Raw genomic sequence first — 23,798 nt, 5'->3', positions numbered from 1 at the left:
GCCTCAGGCTCCCTCCGTGCCCTGCACCGTGCCCTGCCACGACCAGGGGAAGTCGATCCACAGACCCGTCTCGCGCCATGAGTAGTCCGGCATGGCGATGGATCCGGGCTTCGTGTAGAGGGTGACGGACCTCACGTCGGCGTGGCGGGCACGCAGCAGCTCGACTGCCAGCGCGAGAGTGCGTCCGCTGTCGGCGACGTCGTCGACGAGGAGGACCCGTCGTCCTTCGAGGAAATCGATGTCGAGGGCCGGGGGCAGCACCTCGGGGGCATCCAGAACCGTGCCGATGCCGGTGTAGAACTCGACGTTGAGCGCGCCGCAGCTCTTCACACCGAGCGCATAGGCGATGGCTCCGGCCGGAAGCAGACCACCCCGCGCGATCGCGACCACCACCTCGGGGGCGAAGCCGTCGGCGAGGACAGATCGTGCGAGGTCGCGAGCGGCTTCGCCGAACGCCTCCCATGTCAGATGTTCCCGTTCGCCGGTCGCTTCCGCCACGGTGGTCCCCTCTTTCGCAGCACCTGGTCCGTCTCCAGCGTAGGGCCGCGGCGGTGTTACGCTCGCCCTCGTGTCACGCGCCCCCGTCGCTCATCGCCTGCGCGGCTCCGCTCTCGGAATCACCGCCGGCCTCATCGGCTGGTTCATCCTCGTCGAGCTCACGAGCGGCATCCTGCAGGGCTACTACGTGCCCCTGTTCAGCGACATCGTCGTTGCCCTCGGCATCCGCGACGCCGACGTCAACTGGTTCGAGGCGGCTCAGCTCCTGCTGTCCGCTCTCGTCCTTCCGGTGCTCGCGAAGCTCGGCGACATGTACGGGCACAAGAAGATCCTGCTCATCGCAGCGATCCTGACAGCCGGCGCGAGCTGGTGGCTGGTGTTCGCGGGGACGTTCTGGACTTTCCTCATCGCGTGGGCGCTCCAAGGCTTCTACGTCGTCTGGCTGCCGCTCGAGATCGCGCTCATCTTCGAACGCGGCCGAACGCAGAACCGCGGCGTATCGACGACGCGGCGCGCAGCGGGACTGCTCGTGGTCGGCCTGGAGGCGGGCGCGATCATCGGCGCGCTGGCCGCCGGCCGGATCTTCGCCGCCACCTCCGGTGACCTCAGAGTGACCCTCATGGTCCCGGCGATCGCGGTGACGCTCATCGCGATCGTCATCTGGCTCGCCGTGCCGGAGTCGACGCCGCTTCCCGGGCGCTCGCTCGACACAGGCGGCTTCGTCATCCTCGCGTGGGGACTGCTGCTCGTGACGGGTGCGCTGGTCTACATGCGGATGATCGGCGAGCTCGCCCTCGGGCCCGAGGCCTGGTGGTGGGTGGTGGGCCTGCTCGCGGCCGGAATCGCGGTGTTCGCGTGGTTCGTCCGGTACGAGCTGCGCCAGGATGACCCGGCGGTCGACATCCGCGTGCTGCGCAAGCCCGAGATGTGGCCGGTGCAGGCGACCGCGTTCCTCGTCGGGATCAGTCTGCTCGGCGCACAGGGGCCCCTGTCCACGTACGCCGGCACCGACTCGTCGCTCGGCTACGGCCTCGGCCTCGACGCGACCGCGCGCTCGAACGTCATCGGCGTCTATCTCGTGTCGCTCATCTTCGGGGCGGTGCTGTTCGCGATCACTTCGCGGCGCGCCAACCCCCGTGTGATCCTCATCGCCGCGAGCGCGCTCGTCGGAATCGGCTACACGCTGTTCCTCCCGTTCCACCTCGAACTCTGGCAGGTGCTGCTGAACCTCTCGATCGCGGGGATCGGGTCGGGTGCGCTCGTGGCGGCGCTTCCGGCCGCGGCCGCAGCGGCCGCCCCGCTCGGGCAGACGGGCATCGCGTCGGCTCTGACGAACACGACGAAGACGATCGGCGGCACGTTCGCGTCGGCGGTGTTCGGCGTCGTGCTCGCCGCGGGTGCCGGGGCTGTCGTGGGTCAGACGGCGGGATCGCTGGGGGGCTACATGGCGGTGTGGGCGATCTGCGCCGGAGGCGGCTTCGCGGCCGCGGCGGTGCTGTTCTTCGTGCCCAAGGTGGCCTTCGCCGACACGCTCCCCGAAGAGTCCGACGCGGTCGCGGGCGAGACTGAGGTCCGGTAGCCGACAGGCCCGGCCGCGCCTCTAGTCGACCAGACGCGGTCGGAGCGGACCGCGCGCCAGCAGGTGCTGCGCGGACTGAGCGACCGGGCGCATCGTGATGAGGTCGAGGTTCACATGCCCGGGCGCGTCGAGGGCGTAGACGATGACGTCGGCGACGTCTTCGGCCGTCAGCGGGGACTCGACGCCGGCATACACGGCGTCGGCGGCGTCACGGTCGCCGCCGAGGCGATTGAGGGTGAACTCGTCGGTGCGCACCATCCCCGGCGCCACCTCGATCACGCGGATGGGCTCGCCGTTCAGCTCCAGCCGGAGGCCGTGCGCCACCATCGCCTCTGCCGCCTTCGCGGCGTTGTAGCCGGCGCCGCCGGGGTACGCCGTCTGGGCAGCGGTCGAGGTGACGAAGACCGTGTCGGCGTGGCCGTCAGCGTCCGCGCCGAGACGCAGCAGCGGCAGCAGCGCGGCGACGAGCCGCTGAGCCGACAGCACGTTCACATCCCACATCCACTGCCAGTCCTCGGTCAGTGCGGCCTCGATGCGGTCCGTGCCGCGGGCACCGCCGGCAACGTGCACGAGCGAATGCACCGGCCCGGATTCCTCCAGCCACTCGGCGAGCGCCTGCACGTCGGCGTCGACGGTCAGGTCTGCCGCGAATGCGACGACGCCGATCTCGTCCTCGAGGCGCTGCAGCCGGTCGGCGCGCCGGGCGACCGCCACGACATCCCACCCTCGCTGGCGCAGCGCCCGCGCTGTCGCCTCGCCGATACCCGAGCTCGCCCCGGTCACCACCGCACGTCGTGTCGCCATGGACTCCACGCTACCCCGCACCCCCACCACCGTTTACGGACGCGACACGCCGTCGCGCTCGGCGCCGACGCGGCGTGTCGCGTCCGTAACCGCACGGGTGAGTAGCGGGAGGTTACGTAACATTTCCGGAGCGTTGTTGACATGGATGCCGCATCCGTACTGTCGGAACGGCCGAAGGCGACTGCCTTCGGCGTCGCTATCACGCAGGAGCAAGCCATGTCAGCACCCGAGAACTGGCGTTTCGAGACCAAGCAGATCCACTCGGGCGCGCAGCCCGATCCGGTGACGAAGGCTCGCGCGACACCCATCTACCAGACGACGTCGTACGTCTTCGACAACACCGACCACGCCGCGAACCTGTTCGCACTGGCCGAGTTCGGCAACATCTACACCCGCATCATGAACCCGACGCAGGCCGTCGTCGAGGAGCGCGTCGCTGCGCTCGAGGGCGGCACCGGAGCGCTCCTCGTCTCGAGCGGCCAGGCGGCCGAGACCATCGCCGTGCTCAACATCGCGGAGGCGGGCGACCACATCGTCTCGTCCAGCTCGATCTATGGCGGCACGTACAACCTTTTCAAGTACACGCTGGCGAAGCTGGGCATCGAGACCACGTTCGTCGAGAACCAGGACGACCCCGAGGAGTGGCGCGCAGCGGTGCGCCCCAACACGAAGCTCTTCTTCGCCGAGACGATCGGCAACCCGAAGATCAACATCCTCGACATCGGGCTGGTCGCGGGCGTCGCTCACGAGAACGGCATCCCGCTCATCGTCGACAACACGATCGCGACGCCGTACCTCATCAAACCGTTCGAGCACGGCGCCGACATCGTGATCCACTCGGCGACGAAGTTCCTCGGCGGCCACGGCACGGTCATCGGCGGCGTGATCGTCGACGGCGGCAAGTTCGAGTGGTCGAAGAACGTCGAGAAGTTCCCGGGCCTCACGGTGCCCGACCCCTCGTACCACGGCGCCAGCTACACCGCCGCGGTCGGCGACGGACTCGCGTTCATCATCAAGGCCCGCGTGCAGCTGCTTCGCGACCTCGGTGCCGCCATCTCGCCCCAGAGTGCCTGGCTGCTCATCCAGGGCATCGAGACGCTGTCGCTGCGCATCGAGCGGCATGTGCAGAATGCCCAGGAGACCGCGGAGTGGCTCGAGAACCATGAGGATGTGGCATCCGTCAACTACTCGGGTCTGCCGACGTCGCCGTGGTACGCCGCAGCCAACAAGTACGCCCCGAAGGGTGTGGGAGCGGTCCTCTCGTTCGAGCTCAAGGGCGGTGTCGCGGCGGGTCGCGAGTTCGTGAACTCGCTGACGCTGTTCAGCCACCTCGCCAACATCGGCGATGTGCGCTCGCTCGTCATCCACCCGGCGTCGACGACGCACTCGCAGCTCACGCCCGAGCAGCAGCTCACGACGGGTGTGACGCCCGGACTCGTGCGCCTCTCGCTGGGGCTCGAGAACATCGAGGACCTCAAGGCGGATCTCGAGCAGGCGCTGGGCGCCGCGCGCCGCGTGTCGGAGGCGGCTCGCGCATAGACCCCTGTGCAAGGGAGAACGGATGCCGTGCATCCGTCGAGCGCCCCGCCACCACGAGTGGCTGGGCGCTCACCCTTGTGAGGGGTGGGGAGCGCGTGAGGCTCAGGCGGCGTCCCACCACCGGAGCACGCGCAGCGCACGCAGCGTGAGCCACCGGCTGGGATGGCCTTCGCCCTCGCCCTCGAGGTCGAACAGGGTCGGGCCTGCGTGGCTGTTCTCGCAGCGGAACATGCCGTTGGCGTCAGCTTTGGACCGCAGCAGCCCTATGGGGTCGGCGAGTCGTTCGTCGCGACGATCGACGAGGCGGAAGTAGTCGAGCCCGCGAAGGATGTCGTGGAACCACCGCGTCGGATACGACAGCATCGTCAGCCGGAGGTCGGCGGGTTCGCCCGTCGATCTGCGGCGATAGAGCCCGCGTTCGAGCAGGTACTCCTCGGCCGCGCCCTGCGCGGCGCGCGCGGCATCCGACCCGCCGGTCGCCGCCTGCCACTCCCGAAGACCTTCGAGCACGCAGACGGTGGAGTGGAACGATGACACCGTGGCTCCATACTCCGCCCAGCAGTTCCAGCCACCGTCTGCCAGCCGCCCGTCGAGGATCGTCGCCACGATCGGATCGACCGACTGACCGAAGTACGCGCCGACTCCGAGCGCGATGCCGTTGATGCAGGGCTCGACCTCGCCCTCGAAGTACAGCTCGCCGTTGTAGTCCCAGCGCGCATTCTCGCGGACCAGCGCGATCGCACGCTGCGCCTCGGGGCTGGCAGGGTCCAGTCCGTACTCCCACAGTGACTGCAGCGAGAAGTGGGTCGCGGTCCACGCGTCGAAGAACGGCCGTTCGTCATCGACCCAGCCCGGACGGTAAGTGCCGCCGTCCCACAGTCCGTTCCCGGCCTGCTCTGCCAGCAGCCGCGCGCCCCAGCCCTCGGTGGCGACACGCGCGCGGACTGCTGCCACATCGCCGGGTGCGGCATCCGTCAAGTCACGCATCACCTGCCAGCGGATCGCCGGGTCACTGTCGAGCAGATACGCGATGACGTCCATGGCCGCGAGTGTATGGCGTCGTGGGGACATCGGCGCGTCGTCGTGCCTGCGCAGTATCAGCGGGCGAGAGCCGGCCCTCTTCGTCAGGTGAGGCGCGGCATCCCGCCACGCCCTGACTGAGGAGACGACATGTCACCCACAGATGACACCAAGGCGCGAACCGGACCCGGGCGGGTCACGAAGGTGAGCGTCAAAGAGCTGGGGCTGCGCAGCAGCGCGAAGGCGCTTCTGCTGGGCAACCCCAACTATTTCGGCACCGCGCCGGACACCCCGTTCAAGCCCTTCGAGAAGGTCGCGTTCAGCACGACTTTCGAGCAGGTCACGTGCGTCGGGCTCAACCCGACGATCGACCAGCTCGAGGCCGTCGTGCGCGTGAACCAGACGAACGGATACGGCGGCGCGCTCTGCAGCGCCGGCTCGCGCGAATACGTCCGCTTCTTCGTCAGCTACGACGGCGGTGCGACGTGGACCGACGCCGGCACGGACTCCTTCGCCGTCCATGACTCGGCAGGCACGCGCCCGCTCGATTTCGCCGTCAACGTCGTCGCGCCGATGCACCACTACTGGTGTCTGTTCGCGCGGCCGGCCCTCGTGCGCGCAATCCTCTCGTGGAACGCCGCTCCGACGGCGGGCGACCCCGACTACACCCCGATCTGGGGCAATGTCGTGACGGTGTCCGTCGCGCCGCGCACCACGAAGAGTCCGCTGTGGTCCGAGTTCATCGAGCTCACGAAAGTGAAGCTCCCCGAGCTCGTCCTCGCGCAGATCGATCCCGAAGGACCTGTGACCCTCAAGGCCGCCGAGACCCTCTCGGTCGCGGAGCTCGCATCCACGTATGCGAAGACGGATGTCGAACCGCACCGCTTCCTCGCACCGACGATCTTCGACCACATCGGGATCGACGCCTCGCGCGCCGGCATCGGCGTCTCACCTGTCGTACCCATCGCGCCGCTCGCCGTCGACGCGTTCGGGCCGGAGATCGCGGGTGGCGTACCACCTATCCCCGGCGGACCGCCAATCCCGAACGTCCCCCCGATCCCCAAAGTGTCGCCGCTGTTCGACATCCCGGAACTCAAGGAATTCGACCTCGGCAAGATCGTCGCCACCCTGCTCAAGACCGACGGCAACACGTCGTACGAGGAGCTTGGATGCATCGGCTACGACCCCGTCGAAGACGCCCTCGTCGGCGTGCTCACGGTGAAGAAGCCGTCGGGCTACAGCGGAGGGCCGTGCACCTCGGGCAGCGTCGAGTACGTCGCGTTCTGGGTGGACTGGGGCGGCGGCTGGTCGTACTCCGGCACGGCGAGCGTCGTCGTCCACGACGAGACCGTGCCCGACGGCGGGCTGCGGTTCGCCGTGTACCTGCCGCTCGCATCGGTCGCGCACCGGCGCGACTGCGCCACCGGACCCGTCGAGCCGAGGGTCCGCGCCATCCTGTCGTGGGCCACCCCGCCGCCGGCGGGCAACCCGGACTGGGTGCCGGCGTGGGGCAACCGCGAAGAGACGACGATCCAGCTACCGGTGGGCGCCCTGTCGGCGCTGCGCCCCGTACTCGACTTCATCAGCAGTGTCGATGTGTGCGACATCGACCAGTCCGACGGTCGGACGACGGGCGGCGACAACCCCTTCGGCGGGCAGGTGATGATCTCGGGATTCATCCCCGACGCGCCGGATGTGGCGGCGCCGCAGATGCGGTACCGCGTACGGGTGCGGCCCTCTGGCTCGTCGACCTGGACCACCCTCTCGGATCCGTTCTGGGTGAGCGGGACGCGCTGGATCGGGATGAACCCGCCTGAGTCGTACAGCGAGCTGCAGACAGTCGACGCCGACGGATTCTTCCCGTATCTCGTAGACCGCAACATCGCGGGCCTCGGGTACCGGACGGTCTACGGCGACGTCCTCTACCCGTGGCAGACCATCGCCCTCGCGGCGGGGCTCTGGGAGGTCGAGGTCGTGGCGAAGGATGCCGGCGGCACGGAGTATCCGGCGCAGATCCGGCTGTGCTCGGATGGCACGATCCGCCAGACCGTGACGATCCGCCTGGATGAGACGGTGCCCGACGTGGCGCTCGCGATCACCGAGGTCGAGCACGCCGACGGCACCGTTCAGCCGACCGGGCCGTGCAAGCGGTTCAAGATCGGCGACAAGTTGCGCGGCACGTACGCGGTGTCGGACCAGCACCTCTCGCAGATCTGGTTCGAACTGCAGCCGGCGTCGTCGGCGCTCGGAGCGCTGCCGACGTTCTCGGGCCCGACCGCGTTCCCTGCCATCACGACGGCGGCGAACGGCACGTGGGAGCTCGACACGAGCCTCATGGCCGCCTGCGGCTACGTGCTCACCCTGTGGGCGCACGACCGCACGATCACACCGGGCGGACCGTGGCGCAACCGCGATCTGTTCGGGTTCTCGCTCGAAGCGTGACGCTCGAGGAACGCCGCCCGGAGCGATCCGGGCGGCGTTCCCGCGCGGGTCCACCGGTGTCGCGAGTCGCGCGACCCCACACCCGCGCCACTCCGCGACATCCGCGCCACCGATCGACGCAGCGGATGCCGCAAACAACCGCGGTCGCGTGGACATCGGCCGGACGCCCGACTCGACGAACCGCGCGCGGGTGTAACACGCGACCGAGCGCCCCCCGCAAGCCGCGACAATGGGACCCATGGACTGGCAGACCTCCGAAGACACCGTGCCCTCGGCCCCGGTGACGGAGGCGGATGCCCGCCAGCTGCTCGGACGACCGCCGGCGACGGGGGCATGGCGTGATGGCGACCCTGTGGGCGACCGGCAGTTCGCCGCCTTCGGGGCGTTCCGCACCGAAGGCGGGCGGGAGCTTCCGGCTTACCGCCTTGCGTACGAGACGTGGGGCGAGCTCAACGCGACACGCAGCAACGCCGTCCTGGTTCTTCACGCGCTGACGGGCGACAGCCACGTGTGCGGCTCGGCGGGTCCGGGGCATCCGACCGAGGGGTGGTGGGGAGACGTCGTCGGCCAGGGCGCGCCCATCGACACCGATCGGTGGTTCGTCGTCGCGCCGAACATGCTGGGCGGCTGCCAGGGGTCGACAGGACCCGCGAGCATCGGGCCCGACGGCTACGAGTGGGCGTCTCGATTTCCGTATCTGACGATCCGCGACCAGGTCGCCGCCCAGGTACGCCTCGCCGATGCGCTGGGGATCGATGTCTGGGCAGCGGTGCTGGGCGGTTCGATGGGCGGCATGCACGCCCTCGAGTGGGCGATCGCGCTGCCGGATCGGGTCGAGCGGGTCGGGGTGCTGTCCGCTCCGCCGTCGAACACCGCCGACCAGATCGCCCTCAACTCGGTGCAGCTCGAGGCGATCCGCATCGATCCGCGATTCCAGGCGGGCGAGTACTACGACGCAGCGGACGGCGACGGGCCGAATCGAGGCCTCGCCCTCGCGCGCCGGATGGCGCTGCTGAACTATCGGTCGCCCACCGAGCTCAACCAGCGGTTCCAGCGCTCGTGGCAGTCGGGGGTGAGCCCTCTCGGGCATGGCGGCCGCTTCGCGGTCGAGTCATACCTCGACTTCCACGGCAACCGCTTCACCCGCCGATTCGACGCGAACTCCTACATGACCCTGGTCGAGGCGATGAACTCCCACGATGTGGGGCGCGATCGAGGCGGCGTCGAGGACGCTCTCGCCCGGGTCACCGCCACCGCGCTCGTCCTGGGGATCGACAGCGACCGGCTGTTCCCGATCGAGGGGCAGCATCGCATCGCGCGAGGCATTCGCACGGCCCTGGACGGCGATCGCGCGGTCGTGCTGTCGAGCGACTTCGGGCACGACGGATTCCTCATCGAGACGAACGCGGTCGGGGCGCACCTGCGACGGCTGCTCGAGAGCTGAAGCCCGACGTTCGCGATCGTCGCGGGGGCTGTCACTGTCGGTAGGTGTAGACCCATGGACTCGCGCCGACCTCGAGCCGGTGGCGAGGGCCGGATGCCGCATCCGGCCGATCGCCCTCGTACTCGGCGTCCTCCCGCCAGTAGAAGACCGGACCGGATGGTCCGCGCCGCACCTGCGTCTCGAACGAGCGGGTCGCGGCGAGTCGCGTCGTCGCGAGCACGGCCTCCACATCAGTGGCGTCGTTGAGGCCGTAGAGAGTCACCCAGGTCGGCGGATACAGCGTGAACTCGCCCTGCGCGTGGCGCTGCAGCGCGTCGGCGGGGCGCAGCCACTCGGACGCGACCGCCTCGCCGGGTTGGAGCCGGAGCTCTTCCGCGGGCGGCGCCGCGACGACGAAGAACCAGGTGCGGATGCGAAGAGGAAGCCCCGGCGGCGGGTCCCAGCACGACACCGTGACGAGAGCGGATGCCGCGAGCTCGAGCCCGGTCTCTTCGAACGTCTCGCGCACCGCCGCGCGTCGCGCGTCCGCCTCCTCGGTCGCGCTGCCGGCGGACGACGCGTCGGCAGGCGGCTCACGATCGCCCGGCTCGAGCTTTCCGCCGGGGAACACCCACGCCCCGGCGAACGAACCGCGATCCGGCCGCTCGATCATGAGCACTTCGAGGCCGTCGCCGCCGTTGCGCAGCAGCACGACAGTCGCAGCGACCGGAATCGCGGGGTCCGACAGGTCGGATTCGACCCGTTGCCGCCCGTCGCCGACCGCATCGGCGATCGCCTGCAGCGCCTGTTCGGTGGAGGACGGGGTATCCGGCATCCGACCAGACTAGGGCCGAGTCAGACGGCGACAGGTGTGCGGGAACGCTCCAGCGAGAGGCTGACGATCGCGAGGGCGAGCCCCGCAAGGGCGAGGCCGACGCCGACCCACGCCGGTGCGACGAAACCCCAGCCGATCGCGATGACGGTTCCGCCGAGGAAAGCGCCGAGGCTGTTGCCCATGTTGAGCGCCGAGTGGTTCAGCGCAGCCGCGATGGACTGATTGTCTTCGGCGACGTCCATGAGACGCGTCTGGATGGCGGGGCTGAGCGCGGATGAGATGAAGCCTGTGGCGAAGATGAACACACCGAGCGCCCAGATCCCCTGCGCCGAGAGCGCGAGCGCGCTCTGCACGATCGCCAGCGCGATGAATCCCCCGATCATCGTCCGCCTGAGGTCGCGGTCGGCGAGCACGCCTCCGGTGAGGTTGCCCGCCGTCATCCCGAGTCCCATGATCACGAGGATGATCGGCACGACCCACTGCGGCGAGCCCGCGACCTCCGTGACCACGGGGGCGATGTAGCTGTACACGGCGAAGAATCCCCCGAAGCCGATCGCACCCACCGCGAGGGTCAGCCACACTTGGCCGATGCGGAACACCGCGAGCTCGGCACGGAGCGTCCGCACCGGATCCCCGGCGTGCTCCGGCACGAAGAACCCGATGCAGATCGTGGCGGCCGCGAAGATCGCCGCGACGACGACGAAGGCTGCGCGCCATCCGGCCTGCTGACCCAGATACGTGCCGAGCGGAACGCCGACCACGTTCGCGATCGTGAGGCCGGTGAGCACGAAGGCGACTCCCTTGGCGCGCTTGCCCGGACCGAGGATGTCGGCCGCGACGAGCGCGCCGATGCCGAAGTAGGCACCGTGCGGCAGGCCCGCGAGGAAGCGCGACGCCGCGACCAGTTCGAAGGTGGGGAGGACGAAGGTGAGTGCATTGAACACGGTCAGCGCGAGAGCGAGCCCGATCATGACGCGATGCCGTGGGTATTTGGCGACGGCCCCCGCGATGGTCGGGGCACCGACGACGACGCCGAGCGCGTACAGCGAGATCAGCCAGCCGGTCTGCGCGATCGCACTCTCCTGATCGGCGGCCCACTGGGCGGGCAGCAGGTCCTGGGCGATGTCGGGCAGCAGACCCATGACGACGAACTCGGTCATGCCGATGCCGAAGCTGCCGATGGCGAGGGAGAGGAGCGCCCACATCGCCGCGCCGCTCCTCGAGGTCGAGGAGGTCACCCCGCCATGCTAGCGCTGCGGCGAGCCTCGTGTCGAATCGATTCGATGCTGCCCGTCAGACGGACACCGAATCGCCGTGATCAGGATTCGCCAGCGCCTCTTCGAGCCGCTCGACCTTGCCGTCGATCTCGCCGGAGTAGCCGGGACGGATGTCGGCCTTGAGCACCAGGGACACCCGCGAGCCGAACGGAAGCACGGCGTCGGTGGCACGCTTCACGACGTCGAAGACCTCGTCCCACTCACCCTCGAGCTCGGTGAACATCGACGTGGTGCGGTGTGGCAGCCCGCTGTCGCGGACAACGCGGACAGCCGCGGCCACGGCGTCGTGCACCGAGCCGTCAGCCGCGCCGGTGCCGCTCGGGGCGACGGAGAAGGCGATGAGCATGTGGGATCTCCGATTCAGTGGGAGTCGTTCAGGCGGGAGTCGGCTGAGGTACGGGATGCCGCATCCGCTGCGGCACCTTCGCGAGTTTGATGACCGACCAGACGAGGAGGGCGATCGCCAACAGGTTGCGCGCGGTGAGCACGGCGACGGCGCCGGCATCCGAAATGAGGAGATAGCCGTAGAGGAGCGGATAGTTGAGCTGCGTGAGCAGGGCCACGGCGAGCGCCGCGGTCGCGAGGCGCCACCAGCGCCGGCGGTCGATCACCAGGCCGATCACGATCGGCGCGATCAGCCAGGTGAGGTACTGCGGCGAACCGACCTTGTTGACGACGAACAGCGCGAGCACGAGGCTCAAGGCGAGCGGCGGGAACAGCCCGGCGAAACTCGCTCCTCGCCGCAGCTTGACCACGCCGAGGATCGCGATCGCCGAGACGACGAGGGCGAGCAATGGCGTCATCAGCGCGATGACGACGTCGACCTCCGGCCCCGACGCCTGAAACGTCAGGAGGTCACGGTCGTAGTAGAGGAAGGAGCCCGGCACCTTCGCGACGGCCAGCCACAGGTACGCCATGCTCACCGGCGCCTCGATCTGAAGGCCGCGATCGGCCTGATCGGTGATGAAGCCGAACACGTGCCCGCCTCCGCCCAGCAACACCACGACCACGATGGTCGCGGCGCTGACGGCGAGAGCACCCCCGATGACAGCACCGCGACGACGCACCGCGATCAGGGCTGCCAGCAGCAGAGCGGCCGGCCACACCTTGATCCACGTCGCGACGGCGAGCAGCGCCGAGGCGAGCCAGGGGCGACCGACGAGCCACAGGCATCCCGCGACCGCCAGCGGCACCGTCACGGCATCGATCCGGTACATCGCGATCGGCCCGAGGAGCGCCGTGTAGGCCAGCCAGAACGCCGCGGCGGTGAACCGTCCTTGCGACCGGCCCCGGCCGACGAGCACCGCGAAGCCGAGGGCGCTGAAAGCGGTCACCATGATCGCCCAGGCGACTTCGTACCCGGCGATACACTCCAGCCCGTGCGCGAGGACCATCGGGATGAGGGCGAGCTGGGGGTACACCCACGACGAGGTCACCCCGACGATGCCGTCGCCCCGCAGCGCGGCGAGCGACCACGGCTCGTAGACGAAGTAGACATCGCCCATGGGCTGGTTCGGCATAGTGAAGCCGAAGATCGCGATCGCGGCATGCACCACGACGAACGCGACCCACAGCCACCCCCGCCTCGACATCCTGTCATCCTAAGCGCGGCTTATTGCGTCCCCGTTGCGGTCCGTTCCGCGCCGTCATTCAGCGGCGATGGCCTCGGCGACAGCGAGCGGCAGCGCGTCGGCGACGTCGAGCGCAGTGATCGGCCCCCCTGCCGCACCCAGCCCACCTGCCGCGAGTGTCGCCGCCCGTCCGTGAAGCCAGACCGCCGTGGCGGCGAGCGCGCCGAGCCCGTGCGCCTCGCCCTGCGCCTCCCGGCGCGCCTCCGCGGCTGCGACGACGGCACCGAGGGCACCCGCCAGCACGTCTCCGGTGCCCGCGGTCGCGAGCCACGGTGTGCCGGCGGTGACGCGTGTCGCCCATCCGTCGGGCTGCGCCACGATCGTCACGGCACCCTTCACCACGACGGTCGCACCGAGCGCGGCCGCCGTCTGCGCCGCGACGGCTGCACGCCCATCGTCGTCCTCGGCCGACGCAGGATCGAGTCCGAGCAGCTCCCGCAAGCGGGCGTGCTCGCGTGCGTGCGGAGTGACGATCCGCGGCGCGTGTGCCCCGACCGCGAGATCGAGGGCGCCCGCGTCGACGATGACGGGCTGCGCTCCCGACAGGATGCCGCGCAGCGCCGCGGTGTCGGCCGCCGACCTGGCGGCGGTCGGGCCCACGCGCCCAGAGTCTCCGGGCGACGCGTCATCGGCGTCTGGAGGGGCCGTGGGGACCATCCCCGACCCGATCACCCATGCCTGCACCCGGCCATCGGCGGTCACCGTCTCGGGCCGACGGGCCAGCACCAGCTGTGCCGCGCGGTCGGGACCCAGGTAGCGGACCATGCCGATGCCCGCGCGCCAGGCCGCCTCGACACCGAGGACCGCGGCGCCGGGGTACGCGTCGGATCCGGTGCGAAAGCCCACGACGCCTCGGGAATACTTGTCGTCAGCCGCAGTTGGGCTTCGAAGGACGCCCCTGGCGTCTGCGAGCGTCCATGACCCGGCCATGGCGCCACCCTACCCGCGGAGCACCCACACGATGAGCCTGCTGTTCACTCCCCTGACCATCAACGGCATCACCGCGCGCAATCGCCTCTGGGTTGCGCCGATGTGCCAGTACAGCGCGGTCGACGGCCTCCCGCAGGAGTGGCACCACACCCACCTCACCCAGTTCGCGTCGGGCGGCGCGGGCATCGTCATCGCCGAGGCGACGGCGGTCTCACCGGAGGGGCGGATCTCGCCCGACGACACCGGCATCTGGAGCGACGCGCATCGCGACGCGTGGGCCCCGATCGTGCAGGGCATCCGCACCCGCGGCGCGGTACCGGGCATCCAGCTCGCCCACGCCGGACGCAAGGCGTCGACGTGGTCGCCCTTCTCCGGCCGCCGTGGCACGGTCTCAGCTCATGAGGGGGGCTGGCCCGCGGTCGCCCCCTCCGCCATCGCGTTCGAGGGGTTCGCCGAGCCGCTCGCCCTCGACATCCCCGGAGTGGATGCGGTCGTCGACGACTTCGGCGCTGCTGCGCGTCGCGCGATCGAGGCCGGCTTCCAGGTGATCGAGATCCACGCCGCCCACGGCTACCTGCTCCATGAGTTCCTCTCGCCGCTGTCCAACCACCGCGACGACGCGTACGGCGGATCCCTCGAGAATCGCGCGCGGCTGCTGCTGCGGGTCGTGGATGCGGTCCGGGCCGAAGCACCGCACGCCGCCCTGTTCGTGCGATTCTCGGCCTCTGACTGGGCGGACGCCGGGTGGGGTGTCGACGAGACGGCCGCGGTCGCGCGATGGGCCGCCGAGCGCGGAGCAGACTTCTTCGACATCTCGAGCGGCGGGCTCGTCGCCCACCAGCAGCTCACCGTCGGGCCGGGCTATCAGGTGGCTCTCGCCGCGCACGTGCGCCAGGTCGCCGGTGTGCCGGTGAACGCCGTCGGCATGATCGACGATGCCGCCCAGGCCGAACAGGTGTTGAAGGACGGATCCGCGGATGCTGTCATGGCCGGCCGCGAGTGGCTGCGCGATCCGCACTACGCGCTGCGCGCGGCATCCGAACTCGGCGACGACATCGACTACTGGCCGAAGCAGTACGTTCGCGCCCGGCGCTGACAAGGGCTCGTCAGCGCCTCCCCCGACGCGTAGCATCCTGCACTTCGCCGATAAGCTCCTCGATGATGTCCTCGAGGAAGAGCACCGCGGTCGTCTCGCCGGCGGAGTTCCGCACCTGGGCGAGGTGTCGGCCGGCACGGCGCATCAGAGCGAGACCGTCCTCGAGGTCGGTCGTGTCAAGGACCGGGACCATGGCGTGGATCCGCTTCGACGGGATCCGCCGCGCGACGTCGGTCGAGGCATTCGGCCCTTCCGCCGCCTGGAGGATGTCCTTCAGGTGCACGTACCCCAACGGATGCCCCGCGCCGTCGACGATCACGTAGCGCGAGAAGCCGTGCTTGGCGACGGCACGCTCGATCTCGTCCGGGGTCGCGGACTCGGGCAGGGTCACGAGGTCGGCGAGGGGCACCGCGACATCCTTCGCCTTCTTGTCCGTGAATTCGACCGCCGCCGCCACGGTGCCCGACGTGTCGTTCAGCACCCCCTCGATGCGCGACTGATTGACGATCGTCGCCACCTCTTCAAGGGTGAAGGTGGATGCCGCCTCATCCTTCGGCTCGACGCGGAACAGACGCACGACGCCGTTGGCGATCCAGTTGAGCGAAACGATGATCGGGTGGAACAGCTTCGACACCCACACCAGCGGAGTCGCGAGCATCAGCACCGCGCGGTCGGGCACCGAGAACGCGAGGTTCTTCGGCACCATCTCGCCGAACACGACGTGGAGGTACGAGACGAGGATGAGGGCGACGATGAACGCGAACGCGTCGACCGCCGCCTCTGAGAGCCCGGTCAGCCCCAGCGGACCCGCCAGGAGGTGGTGGATGGCGGGCTCGGAGACGTTCAGGATCAGCAGCGAGCAGATCGTGATGCCGAGCTGCGAGGTCGCGAGCATGAGGGTGGCGTGCTCCATGGCGTACAGCGCCGTCTTGGCCGATCGCGAGCCCCTCTCGGCGAGCGGCTCGATCTGGGAGCGCCGGGCCGAGATGACGGCGAACTCCGCGCCGACGAAGAACGCGTTGAACGCGAGCAGCACGACCAGCCAGGCGATTCCTCCCCAGTCGCTCATCGGTCGTCACCCCCGTCGGCCGCAGCGTCGGCGGGCATCGGTGCGGGGGTGAAGCGCACGCGCTCCACGCGGCGTCCACTCATGCGCTGCACGTCGAGCGTCCCATCCTCGATCTCGACGGTGTCGCCTACGACGGGGATGCGCTCGAGCACGCTCATGATGAATCCGCCGACCGTGTCGTAGACGTCGTCCTCGGGAATCCGGATGCCGGTGCGGTCGAGCACCTCGTCCGGCCGCAGCTCGCCAGGAAATGTCACGGTGTCGGCGGCGCGGATGATTCCCGCGCGTCGGCGATCATGCTCGTCGAGCACTTCGCCGACGATCTCCTCGACGAGGTCTTCAAGGGTCACGACGCCCGCGGTGCCGCCGTACTCGTCGACGACCACTGCCATCTGGTAGCCGCGGGCGCGCAGTTCCGACACCAGGGCGTCGAGATGCACGGCTTCCGGCACGCGCAGCGGCTCCGTCGCGACCGCGGCGGCCGGGACATCCATTCGTCGCTCTCGCGGAACGCTCACCGCCGCCTTGAGGTGCACGATTCCGGTGATGTCGTCCATCGAGTCGTCGTAGACGGGGAAGCGGCTGTGGCCGGTGCGGCGCGCGAGCTGGATCACCTCTTCGACCGGGTCTCCTGCCGCGAGGGCATGGATGCTGGGCCGCGGCGTCATGACGTCGGCGGCCGTCAGCCGGGCGAAGGTGAGGCTGCGGTCGAGGAGGGATGCGGTGTCTTCTTCGAGCAGTCCCGCGCTCGCAGAGCGCCGGACGAGACTCGAGAGCTCCTCGGCCGTGCGGGCACCCGACAGCTCTTCCTTGGGTTCGATACCCATCGCGCGGAGCACGCCGTTGGCGCTGCCGTTGAGCACGCTGACCGCCGGGCGGAACACCGTGGTGAACCCGACCTGGAACGGCATGACCAGCTTTGCCGTCTGGCGCGGAACCGCGAGCGCGAAGCTCTTCGGCACGAGCTCGCCGAGGATCATCGACAGGACGGTGGCCAACGTGACGGCGAGGAACACGGCGAGGGGTGACACCACTCCCGCGGGCAGACCCCACGCCGTGAAGACGGGTCGCAGCAGGTTCGAGATCGCGGGCTCGAGCGCATAACCCGTGAGCAGCGTCGTCAGCGTGATGCCGAGCTGTGCGCTGGACAGGTGGGTCGAGGTGATCTTCAATGCGCTGATCGTCAGCGACAGCCGCGTCTCACCCGCCGCCTGGCGGGCCTCGAGGTCGGCACGGTCGAGGTTGACGAGCGCGAATTCACTCGCGACGAACAGTCCGGTTCCGAAAGTGAGCAGGAGCCCCACGCCCAGCATGACGAATTCCATCAGGCATCACCCCGGTACGTGCCGGAGGCGGGTCGGTGGGGCGAGGGTCTGCAACTGGGAGGGTCGTCCATCGTGCCGCCAAGTCTACGGCAGGGCCTATGAGCGGATGCCCGGCCGGGGCGCGGAGTCAGCCGCCGCGCGAGCCCTCATGCGCGCCACTCCCCGTCATCCGCGGCCCATCCCAACCCCCGGCCCACCACACGCTCTGCGCGTTTTCCACAGGAGGCCAGGACCGCAACCGCACCCGATCGAGTACAGGCGATCCTGGTGGCGTGACACTGACCGTGGACCTGCCGATCGAGGTCGTCCGTCGCCGCCATCGCGCGGATCCCTTCGATGATCGCAGGCTGCGGGCCGCGATCCGGGCAGGAGCGTGGACACGGGTGACCTCCGGCGCATTCGTGCGCACCGCTGAATGGCAGGCTCTCTCGCCGACCGAACGTCACCGGGTGCGCGTACTCGAGGTGATGAGGCGGATGCGGGCGCCCGCCGTTGTGTCGCATTTCGCCGCAGCGGCTCTGTGGGATATCGACGTGCTGGGGGACTGGCCCGCTTCCATCGATGTATCGTGTGCACCCGCGCGCGGCGGGAGGTCCAGCGGCGCGATCAGACGCCATCCGAGAATCCTCGACGGAGTGGACGTCCAGGAACTCGGCGATCACTCCGTCACGGCTCCGGTATTCCGGGGCTCTCTGCCGACCACGCATCACAACCGCGCCAATTCCCGACATCCGCTACGTCGGTCGATGGCGCGGATGACGGAATCAACCGCGCATGTGAAACCGGGACGCACCTCACAAGACGCCGCGGACCCCCGACCGCCCGGGGGCTACCAGCTGACGGGAAGCGCCTTGCCCTCCTCGTAGCCGGCCGCGGACTGCAGGCCGACCCGGGCGCGCTCGTGGAACTCCGCGACGCTCGAGGCGCCGGCATACGTGAACGACGAACGCACGCCCGAGGTGATCATGTCGAGCAGGTCTTCGAGGCCGGGGCGCAGCGGATCGAGGTAGATCTTCGACGACGAGATCCCCTCGGCGAACAGCTCCTTGCGGGCCAGCTCGTAGGGATCGAGGCGTCCGAACCGGTCGTGCACGGCCTTGGTGGACGCCATCCCCCACGACTCCTTGTAGGCGCGCCCCGTCGCATCGACCTGCAGCTCGCCGGGGGCTTCGATCGTGCCCGCGAACCACGAGCCGACCATGACGGATGCCGCCCCCGCAGCGAGCGCGAGTGCGACGTCACGCGGGTACCTGACGCCGCCGTCGGCCCACACGTGTGCGCCCATGATACGGGCGGCCTCGGCCGTCTCGAGCACCGCGGAGAACTGGGGCCGCCCGACCGCGGTCATCATGCGCGTCGTGCACATCGCTCCGGGCCCGACACCCACCTTCAGGATGTCCGCACCCGCCGCGACGAGGTCGTGCACTCCCTCGGCGGTGACGATGTTGCCGGCCGCGATCGGGATGCCGAGGTCGAGGTCGGCGACGGCGCGGAGCGCGCGGAGCATGCCCTCCTGGTGTCCGTGGGCGGTGTCGACGACGAGCACATCCACCCCGGCCGCGGCGAGCGCCCTGGCCTTGGCTGCGACATCCCCGTTGATGCCGACGGCGGCGGCGACACTCAAGCGTCCGGAGGCGTCGACCGCCGGACGGTAGAGCGTCGTGCGCAGCGCGCTGCGACGGGACAGCGTGCCGACCAGGTGACCGTGATGCAGCACGCATACGGTCTCGGCGCCCGCGGCGACGATCACGTCGAAGGCGTGGCGTGCGCTCTCGATGTCGTCGGCGTCGACGGATGCCGTGCGCCCTCGCGTCAGGTCGCCCAGCCGTGCGTCGGGCAGAGCTGTGCCGAGACGCGTGGCCGGAACGACACCCTGAATGTCTTCGATTCCGAGCGGGCCGGTGGCCGCATCCGCCACCACGATGCCGTGCCCCTCGGTGGCAGGCAGCAGCCGCGCGGCTTGCGCCACGGTCGCCTCGGGCGGGAGCACCAGGGGGGTATCCCACTGCACGGGCTGCGCTTTGACCCATCGGATGGCGGCATCCAGGTCCTGCAGGTGCATGTCCTGCGGAAGCACCCCGAGGCCACCACGTCGCGCAAGGGTCGCTGCCAGTCGAGCGCCGGTGACGGAGTTCATGTTCGCCGACACCAGCGGGATCGTCGCCGTGGTGCCGTCACCAGGCGACAGATCCACGTCGAGCCGGCTGGTGATCGATGAGGATCGAGGGACCAGGAAGACATCCGAATAGGTCAGGTCGACGTCGGGCATGTCACCGTAGAACTCCATGTCCGTCAAGGGTAGTGACTGTTTCCGTGCAGATAAGCGTCCGCGATCTTTCCGCTCCCGCCTCTCCCGCCGCAAGGAACCCGTGCGGCAGACTGGGTTACGCTTAACAGTCGTGCATGTGGGCGGTTCGCGCTCCGCACGATCTCTGAGATCTTCACCGATGAAAGCAGGCGATCCAGCGTGTCGAGCCAGGTGACGGGCGTCGGGGTTTCGAACGAAGGAGAGTTCGGAGCCAACGAATGGCTCGTCGACGAGCTGTACGAACAGTTCAAGATCGACAAGAACTCGGTCGACAAGGCGTGGTGGCCCATTCTCGAGGCCTACCACCCCGTCGATACGGGGACGGCCGTACCATCGGCACCGACGATTCCGGCTCCGGATGCCGCAAGGCCCGCGAGCGGGGCGCCCGCAGCCTCCGCCCCACCGGCGGCGGCCGCGCCGGCAGCGGCAGCCCCCGCGCCGGCGGCAGAGGCGCCTGCCGCGCCCCCGGCCGCGCCCCCGGAATCCGAAGCACCCGGGGCGGAGCCGAAGCCGGTCACCGCGGCGATCCCCGTGGTCGGGTCGCAGCCGGTCGCCCGGACGACCGCGCGGCCCGCAGCGCCACCGCCGATCCCTGCCCAGGCTCCGGCCGCGGCCCCGTCGGCGGCCGACCAGGCTGCTGAGGAGCGCGTCACCGTCCTCCGCGGGATGCCGAAGACCCTCGCGGCCAACATGGACGAGTCGCTCACGGTTCCGACCGCGACGAGCGTTCGCACGATCCCGGCGAAGCTCATGATCGACAACCGGATCGTGCTCAACAACCACATGTCGCGCACCCGCGGCGGCAAGGTCAGCTTCACGCACCTCATCGGCTGGGCCATCATCCAGGCGCTGAAGGAGTTCCCGAGCCAGAACGTGTTCTACGCCGAGATCGACGGCAAGCCGTCCGTCGTCGCGCCCTCGCACGTCAACCTCGGCATCGCGATCGACCTGCCGAAGCCCGACGGCACGCGCGCGCTGCTCGTTCCCAGCATCAAGCGCGCAGACACCCTCACGTTCAACGAGTACCTCACGACGTACGAGGACCTCATCACGCGCGCCCGCAACAACAAGCTGACGGCCGCCGATTTCCAGGGCACCACGATCTCGCTCACGAACCCCGGCGGCATCGGCACCGTGCACTCGGTCCCGCGTCTCATGAAGGGCCAGGGGTGCATCGTCGGCGCGGGCGCGCTCGAATACCCGGCCGAGTTCCAGGGCGCGAGCGAGAAGACGCTCAACGAGCTGGCGATCGGCAAGACGATCACGCTCACGAGCACCTACGACCACCGCGTCATCCAGGGCGCCGGGTCGGGCGAGTTCCTCAAGAAGGTGCACGAGCTGCTCATCGGCCAGCGGGGCTTCTACGACACCATCTTCGCCGCGCTCCGCATCCCGTACGCCCCCATCCACTGGGCGGCCGACATCAACGTCGACCTCGCCGAGCGGGTCGACAAGACGGCACGCGTGCAGGAGCTCATCAACTCGTTCCGGGTCCGCGGACACCTGATGGCGGCCACCGATCCGCTCGAGTACGTGCAGCGCACCCACCCCGACCTCGAGATCGAAGAGCACGGCCTCACCTTCTGGGACCTCGACCGCGAGTTCGTCACGAACGGGTTCGGCGGCAAGCGCCAGATGAAGCTGCGCGACATCCTCGGTGTGCTCCGCGACTCCTACTGCCGCACCATCGGCATCGAGTACATGCACATCCAGGATCCCGAGCAGCGCCGGTGGTTCCAGGAGAACGTCGAGGTCAAGTACACCAAGCCCGGTCACGACGAGCAGCTGCGCATCCTCGACAAGCTCAACCAGGCCGAGGCGTTCGAGACGTTCCTGCAGACGAAATACGTCGGCCAGAAGCGCTTCAGCCTCGAAGGCGGCGAGTCGCTCATCCCGCTGCTCGACGAGATCCTGCAGGGTGCGGCCGACTCCGGCCTCGACGGCGCCGCGATCGGAATGGCGCACCGCGGCCGGCTGAACGTGCTCACGAATATCGGCGGCAAGACCTACGGCCAGGTGTTCCGCGAGTTCGAAGGCTCCGTCTCGATCGGAAGCAAGAGCGGGTCGGGCGACGTGAAGTACCACCTCGGCACCGAGGGCACGTTCGTCGATGACCGTGGCACGGAGCTGCCGGTCTATCTCGCCGCGAATCCCTCGCACCTCGAGACCGTCGACGGCGTGCTCGAAGGGATCGTCCGCGCCAAGCAGGACCGCAAGCCCGTGGGCAGCTACTCCTGGCTCCCGATCCTCGTCCACGGCGACGCGGCCTTCGCAGGTCAGGGCGTCGTGGTCGAGACCCTCCAGATGTCCAAGCTCCGCGGCTACCGCACCGGCGGCACGATCCACGTCGTCGTCAACAATCAGGTCGGGTTCACCACGACGCCGCAGGACGGCCGTTCGTCGGTCTACTCGACGGATGTCGCCAAGACCATCCAGGCGCCGGTCCTCCATGTGAACGGCGACGACCCCGAGGCCGTCGTGCGCGTCTCGCAGGTGGCCTTCGCGTACCGTGAGCGCTTCCACCGCGACATCGTGATCGACCTCGTCTGCTACCGCCGCCGCGGTCACAACGAGGGCGACGACCCCTCGATGACGCAGCCTCTGATGACCAACCTCATCGAGGCGAAGCGGTCGGTGCGACGCCTGTACACCGAGGCACTGGTCGGACGCGGCGACATCACCGAGGAGGAGTACGAGCAGGCCAAGCGCGACTTCCAGAACCGTCTGGAGATCGCCTTCGCCGAGACGCACGCGGCCGAGACCGGGTCCTCTTCGGTTCTGCATGCGGATGCCGCTGCTGAGCCGGTGGCGGGACAGCCCGACAGCACGGGAGTCTCACGCGACGTCGTGAACCTCATCGGCGACGCGTTCGTCAACAAGCCCGACGGCTTCACCGTGCACCCCAAGCTGCAGCAGCTCCTCGAGAAGCGGTTCGACATGAGCCGCAACGGCGCGATCGACTGGGCGTTCGGCGAGCTGCTCGCGTTCGGCTCGCTCCTGCTCGAGAAGACGTTCGTCCGCCTCGCCGGCCAGGACACCCGCCGCGGCACCTTCGTGCAGCGGCACTCCGTGCTGCACGACCGCGCGAACGGTCAGGAGTGGATCCCGCTCGCGAACCTGAGCGACGACCAGGGCCGGTTCTGGGTCTACGACTCGTTCCTCAGCGAGTACGCCGCCATGGCGTTCGAGTACGGCTACTCCGTGGAGCGCGCCGACGCCCTCGTGCTGTGGGAGGCGCAGTTCGGCGACTTCGCCAACGGCGCGCAGTCGGTCATCGACGAGTACATCTCGGCCGCCGAGCAGAAGTGGGGTCAGCAGTCGAGTGTCGTGCTGCTGCTCCCGCACGGCTACGAAGGCCAGGGCCCCGACCACTCCTCGGCCCGCATCGAGCGCTACCTGCAGATGTGCGCGCAGGACAACATGACCGTCGCACGACCGTCGACGCCCGCGTCGTACTTCCACCTGCTCCGCCGCCAGGCGTACGCGCGCCCACGCCGGCCGCTCGTGGTCTTCACCCCCAAGGCGATGCTGCGACTGCGCGGCGCGACCAGCCCCGTCGAGGACTTCCTCAGCGGGCGGTTCGAGCCGGTGCTCGACGACGACCGCGGTCTCGACAAGAGCGCCGTCAAGCGCGTCCTGCTGCACGCCGGAAAGATCCACTGGGACCTCCGCGCCGAGCTGGAGAAGAAGCCGAACCCCGAGATCGCCCTCGTGCGCGTGGAGCAGTTCTATCCGGCGCCGATCGACGAGCTGAACGCCGTGATCGACAGCTACCCGAACGCCCAGCTCTTCTGGGTGCAGGACGAGCCCGAGAACCAGGGCGCCTGGCCCTTCATCGCGCTCGAGGTCGTCAAGCACCTGCACGGACGCACGATCAAGCGCATCTCGCGCCCGGCAGCCGCGTCGACGGCCACCGGGTCGCCGAAGGTGCACGCGACCGAGCAGGCGACGATCCTGCAGAAGGCGCTGACGCTCTGACGTCCGGGACTGCCCGGATCACTCGAGGTGGGTCGATGCCGCTC

At 69.4% G+C, this 23,798-nt stretch carries 17 protein-coding genes; 6 read left to right on the top strand and 11 right to left on the bottom strand.

Annotation, left to right across the window (positions count from 1 at the left end; all coding sequences use genetic code 11):
- Positions 1-3: 3 nt before the first annotated feature.
- Complete coding sequence (locus tag ABD188_RS09630; protein ID WP_344061128.1) at positions 4-498, bottom strand: phosphoribosyltransferase; 495 nt, start codon at positions 496-498, stop codon at positions 4-6.
- A gap of 70 nt (positions 499-568) precedes the next feature.
- Here ABD188_RS09630 and ABD188_RS09625 point away from each other — a divergent pair, with 70 nt between their 5' ends.
- Complete coding sequence (locus ABD188_RS09625) at positions 569-2,077, top strand: MFS transporter (RefSeq protein ID WP_344061125.1); 1,509 nt, start codon at positions 569-571, stop codon at positions 2,075-2,077.
- Between the two features lie 21 nt (positions 2,078-2,098).
- On the opposite strand, the gene ABD188_RS09620 is transcribed toward ABD188_RS09625, so the two are convergent.
- Complete coding sequence (locus ABD188_RS09620; RefSeq protein ID WP_344061122.1) at positions 2,099-2,881, bottom strand: SDR family oxidoreductase; 783 nt, start codon at positions 2,879-2,881, stop codon at positions 2,099-2,101.
- Between the two features lie 216 nt (positions 2,882-3,097).
- Between ABD188_RS09620 and ABD188_RS09615 the strand changes: the two genes are divergently transcribed.
- Positions 3,098-4,420 (top strand): bifunctional o-acetylhomoserine/o-acetylserine sulfhydrylase, encoded by a 1,323-nt coding sequence (locus ABD188_RS09615; protein WP_344061121.1) that lies wholly within the window; start codon positions 3,098-3,100, stop codon positions 4,418-4,420.
- Positions 4,421-4,522: 102 nt separating this feature from the next.
- On the opposite strand, the gene ABD188_RS09610 is transcribed toward ABD188_RS09615, so the two are convergent.
- Positions 4,523-5,461 carry a hypothetical protein gene (locus ABD188_RS09610; protein WP_344061119.1) on the bottom strand — a complete coding sequence of 313 codons (939 nt, stop codon included), beginning with the start codon at positions 5,459-5,461 and terminating at the stop codon, positions 4,523-4,525.
- 129 nt (positions 5,462-5,590) lie between these two features.
- Between ABD188_RS09610 and ABD188_RS09605 the strand changes: the two genes are divergently transcribed.
- Both ABD188_RS09605 and metX read left to right on the top strand, forming a co-directional pair.
- Entirely contained in the window at positions 5,591-7,882 is a 2,292-nt protein-coding gene (locus ABD188_RS09605) for a hypothetical protein (RefSeq protein WP_344061117.1), read from the top strand.
- A gap of 238 nt (positions 7,883-8,120) precedes the next feature.
- Positions 8,121-9,326, top strand: a complete 1,206-nt coding sequence (gene metX, locus ABD188_RS09600) for a homoserine O-acetyltransferase MetX (RefSeq protein ID WP_344061114.1) — start codon at positions 8,121-8,123, stop codon at positions 9,324-9,326.
- Positions 9,327-9,357: 31 nt separating this feature from the next.
- Here metX and ABD188_RS09595 read toward each other — a convergent pair whose 3' ends face one another.
- From ABD188_RS09595 to ABD188_RS09575, 5 genes are all read right to left on the bottom strand, one after another.
- Complete coding sequence (locus ABD188_RS09595; RefSeq protein WP_344061112.1) at positions 9,358-10,140, bottom strand: NUDIX hydrolase; 783 nt, start codon at positions 10,138-10,140, stop codon at positions 9,358-9,360.
- A 20-nt stretch (positions 10,141-10,160) separates the two neighbouring features.
- Complete coding sequence (locus ABD188_RS09590) at positions 10,161-11,345, bottom strand: MFS transporter (protein WP_344066988.1); 1,185 nt, start codon at positions 11,343-11,345, stop codon at positions 10,161-10,163.
- 88 nt (positions 11,346-11,433) lie between these two features.
- Entirely contained in the window at positions 11,434-11,763 is a 330-nt protein-coding gene (locus tag ABD188_RS09585) for a thiamine-binding protein (RefSeq protein WP_344061110.1), read from the bottom strand.
- 28 nt (positions 11,764-11,791) lie between these two features.
- On the bottom strand, positions 11,792-13,009 hold the full coding sequence (locus tag ABD188_RS09580; protein ID WP_344061107.1) for a glycosyltransferase 87 family protein: 1,218 nt from the start codon (positions 13,007-13,009) through the stop codon (positions 11,792-11,794).
- Positions 13,010-13,063: 54 nt separating this feature from the next.
- On the bottom strand, positions 13,064-13,978 hold the full coding sequence (locus ABD188_RS09575) for an ADP-dependent NAD(P)H-hydrate dehydratase (RefSeq protein ID WP_344061104.1): 915 nt from the start codon (positions 13,976-13,978) through the stop codon (positions 13,064-13,066).
- 31 nt (positions 13,979-14,009) lie between these two features.
- On the opposite strand from ABD188_RS09575, the gene ABD188_RS09570 reads away from it, so the two are divergent.
- Entirely contained in the window at positions 14,010-15,074 is a 1,065-nt protein-coding gene (locus ABD188_RS09570; protein WP_344066985.1) for an NADH:flavin oxidoreductase/NADH oxidase, read from the top strand.
- A gap of 10 nt (positions 15,075-15,084) precedes the next feature.
- Here ABD188_RS09570 and ABD188_RS09565 read toward each other — a convergent pair whose 3' ends face one another.
- The 3 genes from ABD188_RS09565 to guaB1 form a co-directional block, all read right to left on the bottom strand.
- The gene (locus ABD188_RS09565; RefSeq protein WP_344061102.1) at positions 15,085-16,143 is read right to left on the bottom strand and encodes a hemolysin family protein; all 1,059 of its coding nucleotides are present in this window, start codon (positions 16,141-16,143) and stop codon (positions 15,085-15,087) included.
- On the bottom strand, positions 16,140-17,468 hold the full coding sequence (locus ABD188_RS09560) for a hemolysin family protein (RefSeq protein ID WP_344061099.1): 1,329 nt from the start codon (positions 17,466-17,468) through the stop codon (positions 16,140-16,142). The genes ABD188_RS09565 and ABD188_RS09560 overlap by 4 nt, the downstream gene beginning before the upstream one ends.
- Positions 17,469-18,297: 829 nt before the next feature.
- A complete protein-coding gene (guaB1, locus tag ABD188_RS09555; protein WP_344061096.1) occupies positions 18,298-19,755 on the bottom strand; it encodes a GMP reductase in 1,458 nt (485 codons plus the stop codon).
- A 180-nt stretch (positions 19,756-19,935) separates the two neighbouring features.
- Between guaB1 and ABD188_RS09550 the strand changes: the two genes are divergently transcribed.
- Entirely contained in the window at positions 19,936-23,754 is a 3,819-nt protein-coding gene (locus ABD188_RS09550; protein WP_344061093.1) for a multifunctional oxoglutarate decarboxylase/oxoglutarate dehydrogenase thiamine pyrophosphate-binding subunit/dihydrolipoyllysine-residue succinyltransferase subunit, read from the top strand.
- The last annotated feature ends 44 nt before the right edge of the window (positions 23,755-23,798 follow it).

Origin of the sequence: Microbacterium pumilum, assembly GCF_039530225.1 — a bacterium.
Taxonomy (GTDB): domain Bacteria; phylum Actinomycetota; class Actinomycetes; order Actinomycetales; family Microbacteriaceae; genus Microbacterium; species Microbacterium pumilum.
This window is presented reverse-complemented; position numbering and strand designations above follow the sequence as displayed.

Coding starts and splice junctions, on each gene's coding strand:
- ABD188_RS09620 (WP_344061122.1), bottom strand. CDS start 2,881: ATGGCGACACGACGTGCGGTGGTGACCGGGGCGAGCTCGGGTATCGGC.
- ABD188_RS09615 (WP_344061121.1), top strand. CDS start 3,098: ATGTCAGCACCCGAGAACTGGCGTTTCGAGACCAAGCAGATCCACTCG.
- ABD188_RS09610 (WP_344061119.1), bottom strand. CDS start 5,461: ATGGACGTCATCGCGTATCTGCTCGACAGTGACCCGGCGATCCGCTGG.
- ABD188_RS09605 (WP_344061117.1), top strand. CDS start 5,591: ATGTCACCCACAGATGACACCAAGGCGCGAACCGGACCCGGGCGGGTC.
- metX (WP_344061114.1), top strand. CDS start 8,121: ATGGACTGGCAGACCTCCGAAGACACCGTGCCCTCGGCCCCGGTGACG.
- ABD188_RS09595 (WP_344061112.1), bottom strand. CDS start 10,140: ATGCCGGATACCCCGTCCTCCACCGAACAGGCGCTGCAGGCGATCGCC.
- ABD188_RS09590 (WP_344066988.1), bottom strand. CDS start 11,345: ATGTGGGCGCTCCTCTCCCTCGCCATCGGCAGCTTCGGCATCGGCATG.
- ABD188_RS09585 (WP_344061110.1), bottom strand. CDS start 11,763: ATGCTCATCGCCTTCTCCGTCGCCCCGAGCGGCACCGGCGCGGCTGAC.
- ABD188_RS09580 (WP_344061107.1), bottom strand. CDS start 13,009: ATGTCGAGGCGGGGGTGGCTGTGGGTCGCGTTCGTCGTGGTGCATGCC.
- ABD188_RS09575 (WP_344061104.1), bottom strand. CDS start 13,978: ATGGCCGGGTCATGGACGCTCGCAGACGCCAGGGGCGTCCTTCGAAGC.
- ABD188_RS09570 (WP_344066985.1), top strand. CDS start 14,010: ATGAGCCTGCTGTTCACTCCCCTGACCATCAACGGCATCACCGCGCGC.
- ABD188_RS09565 (WP_344061102.1), bottom strand. CDS start 16,143: ATGAGCGACTGGGGAGGAATCGCCTGGCTGGTCGTGCTGCTCGCGTTC.
- ABD188_RS09560 (WP_344061099.1), bottom strand. CDS start 17,468: ATGGAATTCGTCATGCTGGGCGTGGGGCTCCTGCTCACTTTCGGAACC.
- guaB1 (WP_344061096.1), bottom strand. CDS start 19,755: ATGGAGTTCTACGGTGACATGCCCGACGTCGACCTGACCTATTCGGAT.